The 15,848-nt window shown below is 71.4% G+C and carries 19 protein-coding genes; 6 read left to right on the top strand and 13 right to left on the bottom strand.

The annotated features are described in order from the left end of the window. Positions 1–55 precede the first annotated feature (55 nt). From BDW27_RS08475 to BDW27_RS27205, 5 genes are all read right to left on the bottom strand, one after another. A complete protein-coding gene (locus BDW27_RS08475) occupies positions 56–721 on the bottom strand; it encodes a hypothetical protein (protein ID WP_233515690.1) in 666 nt (221 codons plus the stop codon). A gap of 334 nt (positions 722–1,055) precedes the next feature. Then, entirely contained in the window at positions 1,056–1,754 is a 699-nt protein-coding gene (locus BDW27_RS08470; RefSeq protein ID WP_110048901.1) for a gamma-glutamyl-gamma-aminobutyrate hydrolase family protein, read from the bottom strand. 46 nt (positions 1,755–1,800) lie between these two features. Further along, complete coding sequence (locus tag BDW27_RS08465) at positions 1,801–2,565, bottom strand: 3-oxoacyl-ACP reductase (protein WP_017544620.1); 765 nt, start codon at positions 2,563–2,565, stop codon at positions 1,801–1,803. A 14-nt stretch (positions 2,566–2,579) separates the two neighbouring features. Beyond that, complete coding sequence (locus BDW27_RS08460) at positions 2,580–3,989, bottom strand: aldehyde dehydrogenase (protein ID WP_110048900.1); 1,410 nt, start codon at positions 3,987–3,989, stop codon at positions 2,580–2,582. A 77-nt stretch (positions 3,990–4,066) separates the two neighbouring features. Then, positions 4,067–4,204 carry a hypothetical protein gene (locus tag BDW27_RS27205; protein ID WP_158543568.1) on the bottom strand — a complete coding sequence of 46 codons (138 nt, stop codon included), beginning with the start codon at positions 4,202–4,204 and terminating at the stop codon, positions 4,067–4,069. Between the two features lie 179 nt (positions 4,205–4,383). On the opposite strand from BDW27_RS27205, the gene BDW27_RS08455 reads away from it, so the two are divergent. Beyond that, on the top strand, positions 4,384–5,124 hold the full coding sequence (locus BDW27_RS08455) for a FadR/GntR family transcriptional regulator (protein ID WP_110048899.1): 741 nt from the start codon (positions 4,384–4,386) through the stop codon (positions 5,122–5,124). 151 nt (positions 5,125–5,275) lie between these two features. On the opposite strand, the gene BDW27_RS08450 is transcribed toward BDW27_RS08455, so the two are convergent. The 5 genes from BDW27_RS08450 to BDW27_RS08430 form a co-directional block, all read right to left on the bottom strand. Beyond that, positions 5,276–6,340, bottom strand: a complete 1,065-nt coding sequence (locus tag BDW27_RS08450) for a glutathione S-transferase family protein (protein ID WP_110048898.1) — start codon at positions 6,338–6,340, stop codon at positions 5,276–5,278. 91 nt (positions 6,341–6,431) lie between these two features. Next, positions 6,432–7,520, bottom strand: coding sequence for an NAD(P)/FAD-dependent oxidoreductase (locus tag BDW27_RS08445; RefSeq protein WP_110048897.1), 1,089 nt, complete (start codon positions 7,518–7,520; stop codon positions 6,432–6,434). A 389-nt stretch (positions 7,521–7,909) separates the two neighbouring features. Further along, positions 7,910–8,350, bottom strand: coding sequence for an arsenate reductase ArsC (locus BDW27_RS08440; RefSeq protein ID WP_199560591.1), 441 nt, complete (start codon positions 8,348–8,350; stop codon positions 7,910–7,912). Further along, positions 8,340–9,482, bottom strand: coding sequence for an ACR3 family arsenite efflux transporter (arsB, locus tag BDW27_RS08435; RefSeq protein ID WP_110048896.1), 1,143 nt, complete (start codon positions 9,480–9,482; stop codon positions 8,340–8,342). The genes BDW27_RS08440 and arsB overlap by 11 nt, the downstream gene beginning before the upstream one ends. After that, positions 9,479–9,862 (bottom strand): helix-turn-helix transcriptional regulator, encoded by a 384-nt coding sequence (locus BDW27_RS08430; RefSeq protein ID WP_026129269.1) that lies wholly within the window; start codon positions 9,860–9,862, stop codon positions 9,479–9,481. The genes arsB and BDW27_RS08430 overlap by 4 nt, the downstream gene beginning before the upstream one ends. Positions 9,863–9,950: 88 nt before the next feature. Here BDW27_RS08430 and BDW27_RS08425 point away from each other — a divergent pair, with 88 nt between their 5' ends. The 4 genes from BDW27_RS08425 to BDW27_RS08410 all read left to right on the top strand — a co-directional run bounded on the left by BDW27_RS08425 (position 9,951) and on the right by BDW27_RS08410 (position 12,449). Next, the gene (locus BDW27_RS08425; protein WP_110048895.1) at positions 9,951–10,400 is read left to right on the top strand and encodes an ArsI/CadI family heavy metal resistance metalloenzyme; all 450 of its coding nucleotides are present in this window, start codon (positions 9,951–9,953) and stop codon (positions 10,398–10,400) included. A gap of 212 nt (positions 10,401–10,612) precedes the next feature. Next, entirely contained in the window at positions 10,613–11,635 is a 1,023-nt protein-coding gene (locus BDW27_RS08420) for a zinc-dependent alcohol dehydrogenase family protein (RefSeq protein ID WP_026129268.1), read from the top strand. A gap of 86 nt (positions 11,636–11,721) precedes the next feature. After that, on the top strand, positions 11,722–12,219 hold the full coding sequence (locus BDW27_RS08415; RefSeq protein ID WP_110048894.1) for a DUF2975 domain-containing protein: 498 nt from the start codon (positions 11,722–11,724) through the stop codon (positions 12,217–12,219). Next, positions 12,219–12,449, top strand: a complete 231-nt coding sequence (locus BDW27_RS08410; protein WP_017544608.1) for a helix-turn-helix transcriptional regulator — start codon at positions 12,219–12,221, stop codon at positions 12,447–12,449. Before BDW27_RS08415 ends, BDW27_RS08410 begins: the two co-directional genes overlap by 1 nt. Before the next feature lie 21 nt (positions 12,450–12,470). Here the strand turns inward: BDW27_RS08410 and BDW27_RS08405 are convergent, their stop codons facing one another. Beyond that, positions 12,471–12,878 (bottom strand): RidA family protein, encoded by a 408-nt coding sequence (locus tag BDW27_RS08405; RefSeq protein WP_026129267.1) that lies wholly within the window; start codon positions 12,876–12,878, stop codon positions 12,471–12,473. Between the two features lie 167 nt (positions 12,879–13,045). Here BDW27_RS08405 and BDW27_RS08400 point away from each other — a divergent pair, with 167 nt between their 5' ends. After that, the gene (locus tag BDW27_RS08400; protein WP_110048893.1) at positions 13,046–13,864 is read left to right on the top strand and encodes an acetylxylan esterase; all 819 of its coding nucleotides are present in this window, start codon (positions 13,046–13,048) and stop codon (positions 13,862–13,864) included. Between the two features lie 60 nt (positions 13,865–13,924). Here BDW27_RS08400 and BDW27_RS27740 read toward each other — a convergent pair whose 3' ends face one another. Continuing rightward, complete coding sequence (locus tag BDW27_RS27740; RefSeq protein WP_233515689.1) at positions 13,925–15,190, bottom strand: Acg family FMN-binding oxidoreductase; 1,266 nt, start codon at positions 15,188–15,190, stop codon at positions 13,925–13,927. Then, the gene (locus BDW27_RS08390) at positions 15,187–15,846 is read right to left on the bottom strand and encodes a TetR/AcrR family transcriptional regulator (protein WP_110048892.1); all 660 of its coding nucleotides are present in this window, start codon (positions 15,844–15,846) and stop codon (positions 15,187–15,189) included. The genes BDW27_RS27740 and BDW27_RS08390 overlap by 4 nt, the downstream gene beginning before the upstream one ends. Positions 15,847–15,848 lie beyond the last annotated feature (2 nt).

Genomic DNA, 15,848 nt, shown 5'->3' with positions numbered 1-15,848 from the left:
GCGGCGCACTCCACCCGTAAGGAGCCCTCGGGAGTCGGGGCCGCACGGGTGTGTCCTACCGCTGGCCGAAGAGGTCGGGGCGGTGGCGTCGGGCCTCGGTGACCAGGGGGTTGTCCCAGCCGTGGCCTCCGGCTGCCTGGAAGGAGACGGCGACCAGTTCGGCGCCGGTCCGGGGATGGCGGGGCTGGGAGGCCAGGGCGGTCCTCATGCGCGCGGCCCCCTCGGGGATGATCCGTTCGCCCCAACCCACCAGGCCTCGGGACTCCAGGTCCCTGGTCTGGACCCGCTGCCCGCCGACCTCGACGCTCGGTCCGGCGGCGACGCGGTCGACGGTCCTGCCGACCTGCGTCGCGTCCTGCCAGCGCAGCCGCACCTCGAAGCCCCGGTGGTCACGCAGCTCGACGCCCACCGAGGAGATCACCACGACGGTGCCGACGAGCATGCGCCGAGTGTGACGCACCGGGAAGACGCTGAGGCAGAGCGTGGCGAGGGCACCGGCGATGATGCCGCCGGTCAGGCCGGCCCCGGGGCTGGCCGTCTCGAAGAGGATCGCGGCCAGGAGCAGGATGACGAGGAAGAACACCCCGAGGAGCGGGCTGAACGCCACCAGGTGGCGCAGGTAGGTGCCGGCGCCGCCGTGGGGGCGCCCCGTGATGGTTCCGGGCTCCCCCGGCAGCGCCCATCCCGGCGAGCGTGTCCACCCGTGCGCCAGGCCGTCCACAGAGACGTGCTGCGGGTGGCCCTGCGACCAGTGGGGGTGGTGGGAACGGGGGAACTGCGGGTGACCCTGGTACGGGCGTGCGTAGGGAGGTTGGGGCTGGTCCCGGCCGTACTGCCCCTGGTGACCCGGGTGCCACTGAGGTCCCTGACCGTTCCGTTCCCCGTTCCGCGGGCTCACGGCCGCGCCCCCGACTCTCGCTCCGTCCGTGTGGGCTTGTCCATCGTCTCCCCCGTTCACTTCCAGCCCCGGCCGGGCCCCTTCCCCTGACCAGGGGCGTCAGCACAGTGTGCCAGCGCGCTCGGACGGATTCGTCCCTCGCGGGCGGGAGCCGGGATCAGCGTTCGGCGGCGCGCTCGGTCAGCCAGACGAACAGGCTGGGGTCGGTCCCCATCTCCGGGTGCCACTGGACGCCGAGCACGTTGAACACGTCCGTGTACTCCAGCGCCTCGACCGTCCCGTCCTCCGCCCAGGCGGTGGCGGACACGTTCCGGCCCAGGTCAGCGACGGACTGGTGGTGGTAGGTGGGCACGTCGAGCATGGTGCGTCCCAGCACCTGGGCGGTGCGGGAGTGTTCGGCGACGGTGACCGGGTGGGTGTCGAAGACGCCGACCCGCTGACGGTGTCCGGCGTGGCCCACGAGGTCGGGCAGGTGCTGGTTGAGGGTCCCTCCCCGACACACGTTGAGCAACTGCATGCCCCGGCAGACCCCGAGCACGGGCAGGCCCCGGGCGAGCGCCCCGGCGAGCAGGTCCACCTCGGCGGTGTCCCGGTCCGCCCGCACCCCCGCGGTGTGCTCACTGGTCGGGGATCCGTACCGGCCGGGGTCGATGTCGCCGCCCCCGGCCAGCAGCAGCCCGTCCAGCCGGTCCAGCGCCCCGGCGATTCCGGCCACCGGCGGCAGCAGGACCGGAACCCCGCCGCTCGCCGCGACGGAGTCCACGTAGTACTGCGGCAGCAGTGTCGCGGGCAGGTCCCAGGCCGGTCCCCACCGGGCCTGCTCCGCGTAGGCGCTGATCCCGACGACGGGCGGCATGGGTCCTCCTGCGAGCACGAGTATGTACGGTCGGACGGTGACCAGACTAGATCGGGGTGACGTAGGCCCCGGAGATCCCGCCGTCCACGAGGAAGTTGGACGCGGTGACGAACGAGGCGTCGTCACTGGCCAGGAAGGCCACGGCGGCGGCGATCTCGGTGGCGTCGGCGAAGCGCCCCAGCGGGACGTGGACCAGGCGGCGCGCGGCGCGTTCGGGGTCCTTGGCGAACAGCTCGCGCAGCAGCGGCGTGTCCACCGGCCCCGGGGAGAGCGCGTTGACCCGGATGCCCTCGCGGGCGAACTGGACGCCCAGTTCCCGGCTGAGCGCGAGCACCCCGCCCTTGCTGGCGGTGTAGGAGATCTGGGAAGTGGCGGCGCCCATGGTGGCGACGAACGAAGCCGTGTTGACGATCGCTCCCTTCCCCTGTTCGCGCATGTACGGCAGGGCGTACTTGCAGCACAGGTAGACGGAGGTGAGGTTGACCTCCTGGACCCGCTTCCACGCGTCGAGGTCGGTGGTGAGGATGGAGTCGTCCTCGGGCGGCGAGATCCCCGCGTTGTTGAAGGCCACGTCCACGCCGCCGAACTCGTCGCGGACCTGGGAGAACAGCGCCTCCACCTCGGCCTCGTCGGTGACGTCGGCACGGATGAACCCGCCGCGGGTCTCCTCGGCCACGCTGCGGCCGCCCTCCTCGTCGAGGTCGACGGCGACGACGGTGGCCCCCTCCTCGGCCAGGCGGCGGGCGGTGGCGCGGCCGATGCCTCCCGCCGCCCCGGTGATGACGGCGACGCGGTCCAGGAATCGGTTCATGGTGTTCCTCCGGCTCAGGTGTCGTCGGACAGGAAGACGGTCTTGGTCTCGGTGAACGCGTCCAGGGCGTCGGGGCCCAGTTCGCGGCCGATGCCGGACTGGCCCATGCCGCCGAAGGGGGTCCAGTAGCGTACGGCGGAGTGCGAGTTCACCGAGAGGTTCCCGGCGCGCACGGCGCGGGAGACCCGCAGGGCGCGGCCGAGGTCGCGGGTCCACACGGACCCGGCCAGCCCGAACTCGGTGTCGTTGGCCAGGCGCACCGCGTCGGCCTCGGTGTCGAAGGGCAGGACGGACAGCACCGGGCCGAAGATCTCCTCTCGGAAGGCGGGTTCGGCCGGGTCGTGGGTGGTGAGCACGGTGGGCGGGAACCAGAATCCGGGACCCCGTGGCGCCTCTCCCTGGAAGGCGACGGTGGCGCCGTCCACGTAGGCGGCGACGCGGTCGCGCTGGGCGGCGCTGATCAGCGGTCCCATCTCGGTTCCGGGGTCGCGTGGGTCTCCGACGGCGATGCCCTCCACGGCGGGGCGCAGGAGTTCCAGGAACGGTTCGTACACGTCGGCCTGGACGAGGAGGCGGGACCGGGAACAGCAGTCCTGGCCCGCGTTGTCGAAGGCGGCCATGGGCGCGGCGGCCGCGGCCCGCTCCAGGTCGGCGTCGGAGAAGACGATGTTGGCGCTCTTGCCGCCGAGTTCGAGGGTGACGCGGGTGAGGTCGTCGGCGGCGGCCGCCATGATCCCCTTGCCCACGCGGGTGGAGCCGGTGAAGACGATCTTGGCGACGTCGGGGTGGCGGACCAGACGGTCCCCGGCCACGGGCCCGGCGCCGGGCAGGATCTGGAGCACACCGTCGGGCAACCCGGCCTCCCGGGCCAGTTCGCCGATGCGCAGGGCGGTGAGCGGGGTGAGTTCGGCGGGTTTGGCGATGACGGTGTTGCCCGCGGCCAGGGCGGGGGCCACCCCCCAGGACAGGACCGGCATGGGGAAGTTCCAGGGGACGATGACGCCCACCACGCCGAGGGGTTCGGCGAAGGTGACGCTCCAGCCGCCGGGGACGGGGATCTGCCGACCGGTGGCGCGTTCGGGGGCGGCGGCGAAGTAGGTGAACACGTCCCGGGCGTTGCCCGCCTCCCAGCGGGCCTGCCCGAGCGGGTGTCCGGCGTTGGCGACCTCAAGCTGGGCCAGTTCCTCGACGTGGGCGTCGATGCGGTCGGCGACGGCGCGCAGCAGACGGGCCCGTTCCCCGGGCGGGGTGTCGCGCCAGGCGGGAAAGGCCCCGGCCGCGCGGGCCACGGCGGCGTCGGTCTCCTCCATGGAGGCGAGGGGGACGGTGGCGATGACATCCCCGGTGGCAGGGTCGACCACCTCCTGCTCCCGTGGTCCGTGCTGGTGGGGCCCCTGGCCCGGTGCGGTCTCGCTGGTTCCCACTGGGTGTCCCTCCCTGGTGCCGCTACCTCGGGTGTCCGCCCGCACCCCCGTGCTCGGGGGGGGGGGGAACTGATCGTCTACATACGCTCGAAGCCCCGGAAGAGCTCCCAGTCGGTGACGGCCGCGTCGAAGGCGGCCAGGACGGTGTCCACCGTTCCGGCGGCCGCCTCGGTCCCGAGCTGGTCCAGCGACAGTGGGGGGAGGCTGTCTCGCACCCGGGGCTCCTTGTCCGTGCGACTGCGCTCGGGAGTATGGTTCGACTTCAGACCAATGGTGGAACATGCAACCAGGGCCCTTCGGCGCTGTCAATGGCCTCGCGTCAGAGGGAAACCCCCGGCGTCCCGGCAGGTGCCACCCCTCTCCACAACCACCATCAAGCAGAAAAGGAACAAGCATGAACCTTTCGGGTGGTGATCCGACCGGGGTCGCGGCCGAGGCCGTGTTCCGGACCGTGCGGACCGGCAACCCGTTCGAGGAGACCGTGGAACGCCTGCTGTCCGCGATCCGGTTGGGGGTGGTCGGCCACGGGGAGCGCTTCCCGGCCGAACGCGAGCTCGCCGCGCGGCTCGGGGTCAGCCGGATCACCCTCCGCGACGCCCTGCGCGCCCTCCAGGAAGCCGGGTACGTGGAGTCCCGGCGCGGCAGGTCCGGCGGCACCTTCGTCACCTACGTGCGCCCGAGGCCCAGTCGAAGCGAGGCCCAGAGGGTCCTGCGGGACGCCGGAACGGACCTGGACGACCTGTTCACCCACCGGCGTGCCCTGGAGACCGGCGCGGCCGTGCTGCTGGCCGAGAAGGGACTCACCCCCGAACAGGAGGACCTGCTCGGCGATCGCCTGGAGGCGACGGAGGAGGCCGAGGTGGAGGACTACCGGCGTCTGGACACGGTGCTGCACCTGACCCTGGCCGAGCTCACCGGGTCGGCCTCCCTCACCCGAGCGCTCACCGAGGTGCGCATGCGGGTCAACGACCTCCTCGACGCCATGCCGATGCTGGTCAGGAACCTGGAGCACAGCAACGCACAGCATGGGGAGCTGGTGCGGGCGATCCGCGAGGGCGAGCCGGAGTCGGCGCGGCGCGCGGTCCGTGAGCATCTGGAGGGCAGCGAGGCGCTGATCCGGGGCTTCCTTTCCTGAGCGCGCCGGAAGCGGCCGCATCCCCGGTACGCCCACCCGGACACGTGCCCACCCTCGGGGCTCCGCCTCCGGTCATCGAAAAGGGTTCGCGGTCCGTGTTGGACGCCCTCGCCGAACATGGACGAGAAGCGGGGGCGAGGGCGTGTGCGGGTCAGCCGACCGGGGCGTCCCAGGTCCCTCCGGCCGCGCGGTCCTGGGCCTCCAGGGGCGGGACTCTCTCGACGGCGGGGACCGGACCGGGCGGGGTGCCCTTCCCGAAGGGACTGCCTCCGAGGGCCTCCCGACCGTGCGGGGTGAGCCAGGCGCCGGGGTCCGGCCCGATCGCCACCACGCCCGAGGGGTTGATGGCGGTGTGGACCCGGTAGTAGTGGACTCTGATGTGCTCGAACTCGGTGGTGTCCCCGAACCCGGGCGTCTGGAACAGGTCCCGCGCGTAGGCCCACAGTGCCGGGTACTCGACGAGCTTGCGGCGGTTGCACTTGAAGTGACCGTGGTAGACGGCGTCGAACCTCGCAAGGGTGGCCCACAGCCGCAGGTCGGCCAGGGTGACGTGGTCGCCCACGAGGTAGCGGCGGTCAGTGAGGCGGTTCTCCAGGGCGTCCAGCCGTGCGAAGACGGCGGTCACGGCCCGGTCGTAGCGCCGCTGGTCGGGAGCGAAGCCGGACCGGTAGACACCGTTGTTGAGGTCGCGGTAGACCTCCGCGCTCACGGCGTCGATCTCCTCGCGCAGGTCCTCCGGGTACAGCTCCGGAGCCCCCTCCCGGGTCAGGTCGCCCCACTCGGTGGCCATGTCCACGCTGATCTGGTCGAAGTCGTTGGAGACCAGGTGTCCGCTGGGCACGTCGACCAGCCCGGGCACGCTCACCCCTCCGTCGTAGGCGGGGGCACGGGCGAGGTAGGCCTCGCGCAGGGCGTGGATGCCCAGGACCGGGTCCCGTCCGCCGGGGCTGCCGGTGCGCTCGCTGAACACCCAGTGCGGGTCGCCCTCGATGATCTCCTGGACCGGGTCCGTGACAGCCAGGGAGACGGCACCCTCGAGCCCCATGAGCCGCCGGGTCATCACCACGCGGTGCGCCCACGGGCAGGCCCGGTTGATGATCAGCCGGTAGCGTCCCGTTTCGGCCGTGCGTCCGAAGCGACCGTCGGCGGTGACCCGGTCGGCGAAGGCCGCCGGGTCCCGTTTGATCTCCTCGGTGGGAAGCTTGTTGGCCCTCATACCGGCTACCTCCGACGTTGGGGAACGATTGGGTCCAGAAACGACCCTAACCCTCGGGGCGGCCGCGGAACGGTTGTCCACAGGCTCTTCTTCAGGCACCGGTTCCGAGTTCGGCCATGACCTGTCGGGCGATGGCGCGCCCGGCCCGGTTGGCGCCGATCGTGCTGGCCTGGGGGCCGAACCCGGCCAGGAACAGGCGCGGCTCGCGGACGGCGCGGCCGTTCTCGACCCGGACCCCTCCGCCGGGTTCACGCAGACGCAGGGGTGCCAGGTGCGTGAGTTCGGAACGGAACCCGGTGGCCCAGACGATGGCGTCCACGGGCGTGAGGGAGCCGTCGGCCCAGCGGACCCCGTCCGGTTCGATCGCGGTGAACATGGGGCGGGCCACGAGGAGCCCCCGGTCGCGTGCGGCGAGGTTCTCGGGGGTCGCGGGCAGGCCCGTGCCGCTGATGATGCTGGGCAGTGGCAGCCCGGCCCTGGCGGCCTCGTCCGCCCGGCGCACCGCGCGGACCCCGGCCTGGGGGTCGTCGACGAACCCGACCGGACGTCGGGTGGCCCAGACCGTGCTCGCGGCGACCCCCTCCAGTTCCCGCAGGAAACCCACCGCCGAGGTACCGCCGCCCACCACCAGGACCCGCATCCCGGCGAAGTCCTCGGCCGACCGGTACTCGGGCGTGGAGACCTGTACACCTCGGAAGTCGGCGGCTCCGGCGAAGTAGGGGCGGAACGGACGCGCCCAGGTTCCGCTGGCGTTGACCACCACCCGTGCGGCGACGTCCCCCTTGTCGGTGGCGACCAGGAGGCCGGTTCCCTCATCACTCACCGAGGTGACACGGACCGGCCGCACCACGTTCAGCCCGAACCAGCGTTCGTAGCGTTCGTAGTAGTCGCGCACCACCTCCCGGGCGGGCCGCGCGGGGTCGGCGGTGGCGAAGCTCAGACCCATCTCACGCATCCCGGGGAGATCGTCCACCTTGTGGGCGTCGTCCAGGCGCAGCGACTCCCAGCGGAACTGCCAGGCCCCGCCGGAGTCGGGCCCTCGGTCCAGGGCCACGAACCCGGCGCCGGGTTCGAGCCCGAGCCGCCGCAGGTGCCAGGCGACCGAGAGCCCGGCCTGTCCGGCTCCGATGACCACCACGTCCGCCGCCTCGGGCGGGCCCCCGCCCAGAACACCCTCCACGACCGCTCCTCACCTTCGTCCACCATCAGTGGGCAACAACGCGGCGCCCCGGTTCATGCCGGGGCGCCGCGCGCGGAGGAGCGTCGTCCCGGGGGCTGCTGACGGACCGGACGCTTCGTGTCCAACGTGGCCCTGCCCGCACTCCCGGCCGCGGGCCGCGTGATCCGGGTCCGTACGGTGTTCGCGCCCGAGCCCCCTCGGTCGTGGCCCACCACGGAAACCACGAAGCCCAACGAGCCACAGCACGGCGAGCCCGAATGGCGACGAGCGCGGACGCCCACCGAAGCCCCGCCCCGGGAAGCGCTCGACCGCGTGGGCGCAGACCCCACCGGAACCCGGTCGGTGACCCCTCCCCGGGACCGTCCACGGGCGCGGCCAGCGGGCCGGGGTCATCCCGGGAACAGTTCTCCCAGCAGGTCCTCCACGTGCCGTCGAATCCGGTCGCGAATCGGCCGCACGGCCTCCACGCCCCGCCCCGCCGGGTCAGGCAGCTCCCAGTCGAGGTAGCGCCTGCCGGGGAAGAACGGGCAGGCGTCGCCGCATCCCATGGTGATCACCACGTCCGAGGCTCGGACGGCCTCCTCGGAGAGGACCCTCGGGGTGTTCGCGGCGATGTCGATTCCGATCTCCGACATCGCCGCCACCACCGCCGGGTTGACCTGGTCGGCGGGCGCGGAACCGGCCGAGCGCACCCGTACACGGCCAGCCCCCAGGTGTTCGAGGAACGCCGCCGCCATCTGGGACCGCCCCGCGTTGTGCACGCAGACGAACAGCACCTGCGGAACCGCCTCCTCAGAGGGCGGGTTCACCTTCGGGGTCTCAGCCACCACTTCCCTGCCTCTCCTCGGCGGACGGCTTCCCGTCCTCGGTGGACGGCACCCCGGCGCGCCCCTCCTCCGGGAACCAGCGCCGGGCCGCCAGGGCCACGTACACCAACGCGATGAGCACCGGCACCTCGATCAACGGGCCCACCACCCCGGCCAGTGCCTGTCCCGAGGTGGCGCCGAAGGAGGCGATGGCCACCGCGATCGCCAGCTCGAAGTTGTTGCCCGCAGCCGTGAAGGCCAGGGTGACCGAGCGCGGGTAGGCCATGCCCAGGGCACGGCCCAGAGCCAGTGTCCCCGCCCACATGACCAGGAAGTAGACGAGCAGGGGCAGGGCGATGCGGGCCACGTCCCAGGGCCGCGAGGTGATCGCCTCCCCTTGGAGGGCGAAGAGCATCACGATGGTGAACAGCAGCCCGTACAGCCCCCACGGGCCCAACCGGGGCAGCAACCGGGTCTCGTACCACTCCCGTCCGCGTGCCCGTTCCCCCAGGCGGCGCGTCAGGTACCCGGCGAGCAGGGGTATTCCGAGGAAGACCAGGACCGAGACCGAGATGTCGACGAACGACACGTCCAGGGCCGCCTGTTCCAGCCCCAACCACCCGGGCAGCACCGACAGGTAGAACCAGCCGAGGGCGCCGAACGCCACCACCTGGAACACGGAGTTGATGGCCACGAGGACGGCGGCGGCCTCGCGGTCGCCGCACGCGAGGTCGTTCCAGACGATCACCATCGCGATGCAGCGCGCCAGGCCCACGATGATCAGCCCGGTGCGGTACTCGGGCAGGTCCGGGAGGAACAGCCAGGCCAGCGCGAACATCACCGCCGGGCCCGCCAGCCAGTTCACCGCCAGCGAGGTGACGAGCAGACGGCGGTCACCGGTGACGGCCCCCAACCGGTCGTAGCGGACCTTGGCCAGGGGCGGGAACAGCATCACCAGCAGCCCCAGCGCGATCGGCAGGGACACACCGGCCACCCCGGCTGCGGACAGCGCCTCCCCCAGCCCGGGGACCAGCCGCCCCAGGGCCAGGCCGGCGACCATCGCCGCCAGGATCCACACGGTCAGGAACCGGTCCAGCGACGACAGGCGTCCGACCACACCCGAGGGGGCGGCGTCCGAGCGAGCGGGAACGTTCACGAGGCGACCCCCGCGGGCCTCGCGGCGCGGGTGAGGATCGAGGCCAGCCGGTCGGTCGTCTCCGGGAGCAGCCGGTAGTACACCCAGGTCCCGCGCCGTTCGGACGAGATGAGCCCCGCCTCACGCAGGAGTCTGAGGTGGTGGGAGATGGTGGGCTGGGACAGGTCGAAGGCGGGCGTCAGATCGCAGACGCAGACCTCCTCGCCGCGCGCGGTGGCGATCATCGACAGCAGGCGCAACCGCACCGGATCGCCCAGGGCCTTGAACACCCTGGCGAGTTCGACCGACTCGCCCTCCTCCAGCGGGGACTGCAACAGCCTGGGACAGCAGTCGGTTCCGCCGCCCGGGGGGTCGAGGACCCCCTCCTCTTGATTCGACATGCGCCTATGTTGACAAACTTCAAATCAGAAGGCAACACTGGAGCCACCCTGGATAGATGAACATCAATGCAGAACTCAGGAGGACCCCGTGTCCCGTATCCAACTCGCCCTCAACGTCGCCGACCTCGAAGCGTCGGTGGCCTTCTACTCGACCCTCTTCGGCGTCGAGCCCGCCAAGCGCCGCCCCGGCTACGCCAACTTCGCCATCGCCGAACCCCCGCTCAAGCTCGTCCTGATCGAGGGCGAGCCCGGCCAGGAGACCCGCCTGGACCACCTCGGGGTCGAGGTGGAGGAGACCGCGAAGGTCGACGCGGCCACGGCTCGCTTCAGGGACTCCGGCCTGGCCACCTTCGAGGAGAACGACACCTCGTGCTGCTACGCGGTCCAGGACAAGGTGTGGGTCCACGGACCCGGACGGGAGCCCTGGGAGGTCTACGCGATCAAGGGCGACAGCGACCAGAGGGGCGCCGCGCCCGCGGCCGTCACGGATCTCACCCCCGCCGAACCCTCCGGCTGCTGCTCCTCCGGCCAGGCGTAGCCGCCCGATGCCCCCCGAACCGAGGTGTCCCGGCGCCGACGCCACCGCGCGCCGAGCGCGAACATCCCGGTTCGGCTGCCCGTGCCCCGGGTCGCGCTCCCTCCCGTTCGTGAGGGAGTCCCTCGTGGTGCCCCTCTCAGGCGGGACTCCCTCACGGATGTGAGACGTGGTGCTGTTGGGGGAAGGACAGTGGGCCCAATGAGGGAGCGATCATGCGAGCTGTAGTGATGCACGGACCCGGTGACGTCCGGGTCGAGCAGGTCCGGGAACCGGAGATCGTCGAACCCACCGACGCGGTGGTGCGGATCACCGCCACCTGTGTCTGCGGTTCGGACCTGTGGCCCTACCGCGGCATCGAGCAGCAGGACGGGCCAGCGCGGATGGGCCACGAGTACGTGGGCGTGGTGGAGCAGGTCGGACCGGAGGTGCGTGCGGTTCGGGTGGGCGACTTCGTCGTCGGCTCGTTCGTGGCCTCCGACAACACCTGCGAGATCTGCCGGGCGGGCTTCCAGTCCCGCTGTGTCCACCAGGTGATGATGGGCTCCATCGGCACCCAGGCCGACTACGCCCGTGTCCCATTGGCCGACGGCACCCTGGTCCGGGTGCCCGGCGAACCGACGCCGGAGCAGGTCCGCGGCCTGCTGGCGGCCTCCGACGTCCTGGGGACCGGCTGGTTCGGCGCGGTCGCCGCCCAGGCCGGACCGGGTCGGACCGTGGCGGTGGTGGGAGACGGCGCCGTCGGCCTGCTGGCGGTCCTGGCGGCCAGACGGCTCGGCTCGGAGCGTGTCATCGCCGTGTCGCGCCACGCCGACCGGCAGGCACTGGCACGGCGGTTCGGCGCCACCGACATCGTGGAGGAGCGCGGCGAGGCGGGCGCGGCGAAGGTGAAGGAGCTCACCGGCGGACTCGGCGCCCACTCGACCGTCGAGGCGGTCGGCACCCAGGAGTCCATGGTGCAGGCCATCCACTCCACACGTGCGGGCGGACACGTCGGCTTCGTCGGTGTGTCCCACGGGGTCGAACTCGACGGCCTGGACCTGTTCTTCTCCAGCGTCAGCCTGTTGGGTGGTCCGGCGCCGGTGCGGCGGTTCCTTCCCGAGCTGGTCGAGCTGATCATGACCGGCCAGATCGACCCGGGCGCGGTCTTCGACCTGACCCTGCCGATCGAGGAGGCGGCCGAGGGATACCGGGCGATGGACGAGCGTCGGGCCACCAAGGTGATGCTCACGCTCTGAGACGACAGGGGCGGGTGAGGCTCGCGGTGCCATCGAACCCGATGGAATGTGTTGACTATCGATAGGATTCTATCGATAATCGATATATGCACCGCTACCTCACCCCCATCCTGCGCCTCGCGATCATCGGGGCGATCCTGGTCGGCCTCTTCGGACAGATCGTCGTCATTCCCGGCGCGATCGCCGACGAGGCCGCCCACTTCCCCCCGTACGAGCGGATCGTCGTCCCCTACACGATCCTGGGCATCCTGGGCGTCGCCTGCGTCCAGGTCGCGCTGGCTGCCACGTGGATGCTGCTCGCCATGCTGGGGCGCGACACGCTCTTCAGCACCCGGGCCTTTCTGTGGGTGGACCTCATCATCGGCGCCAGCCTCGCGGGATCACTGCTCACGGCCGGAGTCACGGCACACCTGGCCCTGACCGACATGCCCTTCGCCAACGGCAACATGGAGGCGGTCGCCGCGCTCGGCGCCGCCTTCCTGACCACCGCCATGGGCACGGCCTTCGCGATGATGGTCGTCCTGATGCGGGGCCTCCTGCGCAAGGCGACCCACCTCCAGACCGAGATGGCCGGGGTGGTCTGATGGCGATCATCGTGGACCTCGACGTCCAACTCGCTCGGCGCGGCATGTCGGTCGGGGAGTTCGCCGAGGCCGTCGGGATCTCCCCCGCCAACGTCGCCGTCCTCAAGAACGGCCGCGCCAAGGCGGTGCGGTTCACCACCCTGGACGCGATCTGTCGAGTTCTGGACTGCCAACCCGGAGACGTCCTGCGCTGGGCACCGGACGGCGACACCGCCACCGGTCGGAGGTGATCTCCTCAGCCCCCGGACCGTCTACTCGCGAACGGCGGCCACCGCCTCGATCTCGACCAGCTGGTCGTCGTAGCCCAGAACGGTGACGCCCATCAGCGTGCTGGGGACGTCGTGGTCACCGAAGGCGTCCCGGACCACCTCCCAGGCGGCGACGAGGTCGTCCTGGGAGGTGGAGGCCACGAGCACCCGGGTGTTGACCACGTCGGTGAGTTCGGCGCCAGCCTCGGCGAGCGCGGTCCGCAGGTTGGCCACACAGACGGCCGCCTGCCCCGCGTAGTCGCCGACCGCCGCGGTGGAGCCGTCCTCGTTGAGGGGGCACGATCCCGCGGGGAAGATCAGCCGCACCCCCGCGGGAACGGTGGCCGCGTAGGCGTACTCGGCGGCGTCGGAGAGTGCGGCGGAACGGATCAGGGTCACTGCGCTGTTCATGGATGTCTCCAGTAGGAAGGTCGAACACCAGGAACGTTAGCGGTCCAGCCTGGGCAAACCCAGCGAATTACCCGCTCACCGCCCGGAGGAGCTGCGCGAACAGGCCCCTCGAAGGCAGCGATGGTGTTACAGATGGTGACGACATCGACGCGCTCGGGAGTACAGGGATGACCACGATCACCTTCGACCACACCGTCAGGGACTACGAGCTGTCGCACGTGCGCTCCCTGGCCCACGCCGCGCGACTGGCCTACAGGGACGACGACGCGGTGGAGCGCACCGCGCGGGCGTGGGGGTTCGACCGCGTGCGCTCCTTCCGGGTGGCCTTCTCACCACCCTTTCCCCTGGAGGACACCCAGGCCTACGTGATGGCGGGTGATCACATGATCGTCATCGCCTTCCGGGGAACCGAGCCCGAACAGATCCGCGACTGGCTCTCCGACATCAACACTCCCCCGGTCCCCGAGCGCTCCTGCGAAGGCAGGGTGCACTGGGGTTTCCAGCGCGCGCTGGACGCTGTCTACACGGACCTGTCGACCGCCCTGCGGGAGTTCCGCGACGCCGAACAGACGGTGTGGGTCACCGGGCACAGCCTCGGCGGCGCCCTGGCCATGCTGGCCGCAGCGCGCCTGCACTTCGCCGACGGCGTCCTGGCGGACGGCGTCTACACGTTCGGGCAGCCCCGGACCTGCGACGCCACCCTGGCCAGGGCCTACGAAGAGGTGTTCCGCGGACGGATGTACCGCTTCGTCAACAACAACGACGTGGTCGCCCATGTCCCGCCCGAGCCGGTCTTCCGCCACGTCTCCGAGGTGAGGCACATCGACGCCGCCGGGCGGGTACACGAGAAGCCGATGTCGGTGCTGGGAGGCCTGGCCGACTCGGTGCGGGGACACACGGCCGATCCCTTCTCCCTGGGAGTGGACGCGCTGCGCGACCACGCCATGAACGCCTACGTCACCCACCTCGACGCCGCCGCCCGCTGAGGGGCCGCGCTCAACCGGATGAGCCCGTGGTCAGCGACCGCCCCCAGCAGCGACGGGGTGTCAGTGTGAGGTCAGGACGTCGTCCAGGCGCAGCCGGGGGCTGGGCATGGCCGCCCGCTCGGGATATCCAACGCGGAACGCGAGCAACAGGGTCTTCGCCTCCGCGCCCAGGAGGTCGGCGTAGCGGGAACCGAACTGATCGGGCTGCCCGAGCGCGTGGTCGCGGTCAATGCGCTCGGTGATCTGGTTCATCGGGTGGAGTCCCAACTCCGCGCGGGTCGCGGCCAGGTGAACGGCCTGGAGCGCGCGCCCACCGTTGAACTGGTCCTGGAGGGCGGCGGCGTCGCCGACGGTGATGACCCCGTAGGCGGCAGCCGTGGGGCACTGCTCGGATCTGGTGCGCTCGACCCAGAACCGGTCGGCGGCCTGGCGGGACTGCTCGGGGAGGATCTTCGCCATGGCCAGGGTGAACGAGTCCAGCGCCTGCGCGTCGAGGGTGATGCCGTCGCGGTGGTGGTCGACATCGGAGCGAGGGGTCCTGAACCAGGAGGCCGAGTCCCTGGACTGCTCCTCGTCGTCGGTGATCGCCTGTGTCGCCTCGACGATCAGGTAGGACATCTCGTCGCGCTCGGCTCGGCTGGTGAGCCACCGCAGCCCGACCCCTTCGTGGGCACGGGCGAGCTCCTCCAGTCTGGAGAGCTGTGCCTCGGGCACCTCGCGGTTCTGGTAGGGGCCTCGGTTGGTGTGGCGGTCACCGATCGCCTCGTACAGCGGGTCGGCCCGAGCGGGACCGGACTCCAGTTCGAGGCGGGCGACGACCGGTGAGTCCGTGCCTTCCGGGACCACCCGCACCGTCGCGGTGAATCCGAGGGCGCCCGCCGCTCTGACCATGTTCTCGACCGCGCAGCCGAGGCCGGAGTAGTGCTCGCGCAGGCTCGCGTCGGTGATCGGGATCCTGCGACTCGGTTCCGAGAGCACGTCGATCGATGAGGGACGGACGTCGAACAGCCACGGTTGGGTGTTGTGGGGGCTGGCCGCGAGTACGCCGGCCGCGACGACGCCTCGCACACCGGTCTCGTCCTTCCAGGAACGCCACAGCTCATGGGAGTCACGCGTACCCGCACCCCACACACCGTTCGTGCCCGCGCGCACCCCCACAGCTCCGCTCCCCGCCACGATCGCCCCTCCCGCGCCCAGGCCCGCCCAACGCAGCAGTCTCCTGCGGCTCGGGCTCCGTCGGGGAGGTTCGGCGGAGCTCGGATCGTCAGGTGTCGTTCCGGTCCGGTCCGGATCGGACGAGGTCGAGGGGCTGCTGTCGGGGTTCACGGGTGTCTCTCGTCTCGGTGGGCCGAGTCGAGGACACGGCGTCCTCGTTCGGTGAGCAGTCCGTTCAGCAGAGCGCGCGTGGCGCGCGCGGAGTCGGGGGCGACGCCGCCGGTTTCGACCTGTTGCAGGAAGGGGGGCGTGAACTCGTTCAGCACCCAGGCGGCGACGACCAGGTCCCCGATCGAACCGGGAGGGTCGGGGCGTCGGAACAGGCCCGCCTCCACCAGCTGCGCGGCGATGCCCTCCAACAGGGCGGTCCGTTCGCGGTAGTTGCGTTGGTACCGCTCCGCGAGGCGCTCGTCGGCGTGGAGCAGGGACAGCAGCTCGCGGGCCAGGCCTCGGTAGCGGAAGGCGTGGCCGTCGTTGGCCCCGTGGGTGGCGTACAACGCGGTGAGCAGCGCTTCGGGGGTCTCGTCCTCGGGCGCGACCGGAGCCGAGGCTTCGCTCCACTGCTCGAACAGGGCGGTGATGATCGCTGGCTTACCGTCGAACCAGTAGTAGAGGTTGCCGGGGCTGACACCCGCTCGCTTGGCGATGTGATTGGTGGAGACCGCTGCGGTTCCCCGCTCGTTGAACAGGTCCAAGGCGGCGAGGAGGACCTTGTCCCGTGCCGTCGTCCGGGCTGGCCTTGTGGGCGGTGTACTGGCGTCGTTCACCC

Origin of the sequence: Nocardiopsis sp. L17-MgMaSL7 (assembly GCF_003182025.1) — a bacterium.
In the GTDB taxonomy this organism is placed as follows: domain Bacteria; phylum Actinomycetota; class Actinomycetes; order Streptosporangiales; family Streptosporangiaceae; genus Nocardiopsis; species Nocardiopsis prasina.
Note: the sequence above shows the minus strand (reverse complement) of the source record. Positions and strands in the feature narration are given on the sequence as shown.

Bases quoted from the DNA above. Each gene is read 5' to 3' on its own strand.
- BDW27_RS08470 (WP_110048901.1), bottom strand. From the start codon at position 1,754: ATGCCGCCCGTCGTCGGGATCAGCGCCTACGCGGAGCAGGCCCGGTGG.
- BDW27_RS08465 (WP_017544620.1), bottom strand. From the start codon at position 2,565: ATGAACCGATTCCTGGACCGCGTCGCCGTCATCACCGGGGCGGCGGGA.
- BDW27_RS08455 (WP_110048899.1), top strand. From the start codon at position 4,384: ATGAACCTTTCGGGTGGTGATCCGACCGGGGTCGCGGCCGAGGCCGTG.
- BDW27_RS08450 (WP_110048898.1), bottom strand. From the start codon at position 6,340: ATGAGGGCCAACAAGCTTCCCACCGAGGAGATCAAACGGGACCCGGCG.
- BDW27_RS08430 (WP_026129269.1), bottom strand. From the start codon at position 9,862: ATGTCGAATCAAGAGGAGGGGGTCCTCGACCCCCCGGGCGGCGGAACC.
- BDW27_RS08420 (WP_026129268.1), top strand. From the start codon at position 10,613: ATGCGAGCTGTAGTGATGCACGGACCCGGTGACGTCCGGGTCGAGCAG.
- BDW27_RS08415 (WP_110048894.1), top strand. From the start codon at position 11,722: ATGCACCGCTACCTCACCCCCATCCTGCGCCTCGCGATCATCGGGGCG.
- BDW27_RS08410 (WP_017544608.1), top strand. From the start codon at position 12,219: ATGGCGATCATCGTGGACCTCGACGTCCAACTCGCTCGGCGCGGCATG.
- BDW27_RS08405 (WP_026129267.1), bottom strand. From the start codon at position 12,878: ATGAACAGCGCAGTGACCCTGATCCGTTCCGCCGCACTCTCCGACGCC.
- BDW27_RS08400 (WP_110048893.1), top strand. From the start codon at position 13,046: ATGACCACGATCACCTTCGACCACACCGTCAGGGACTACGAGCTGTCG.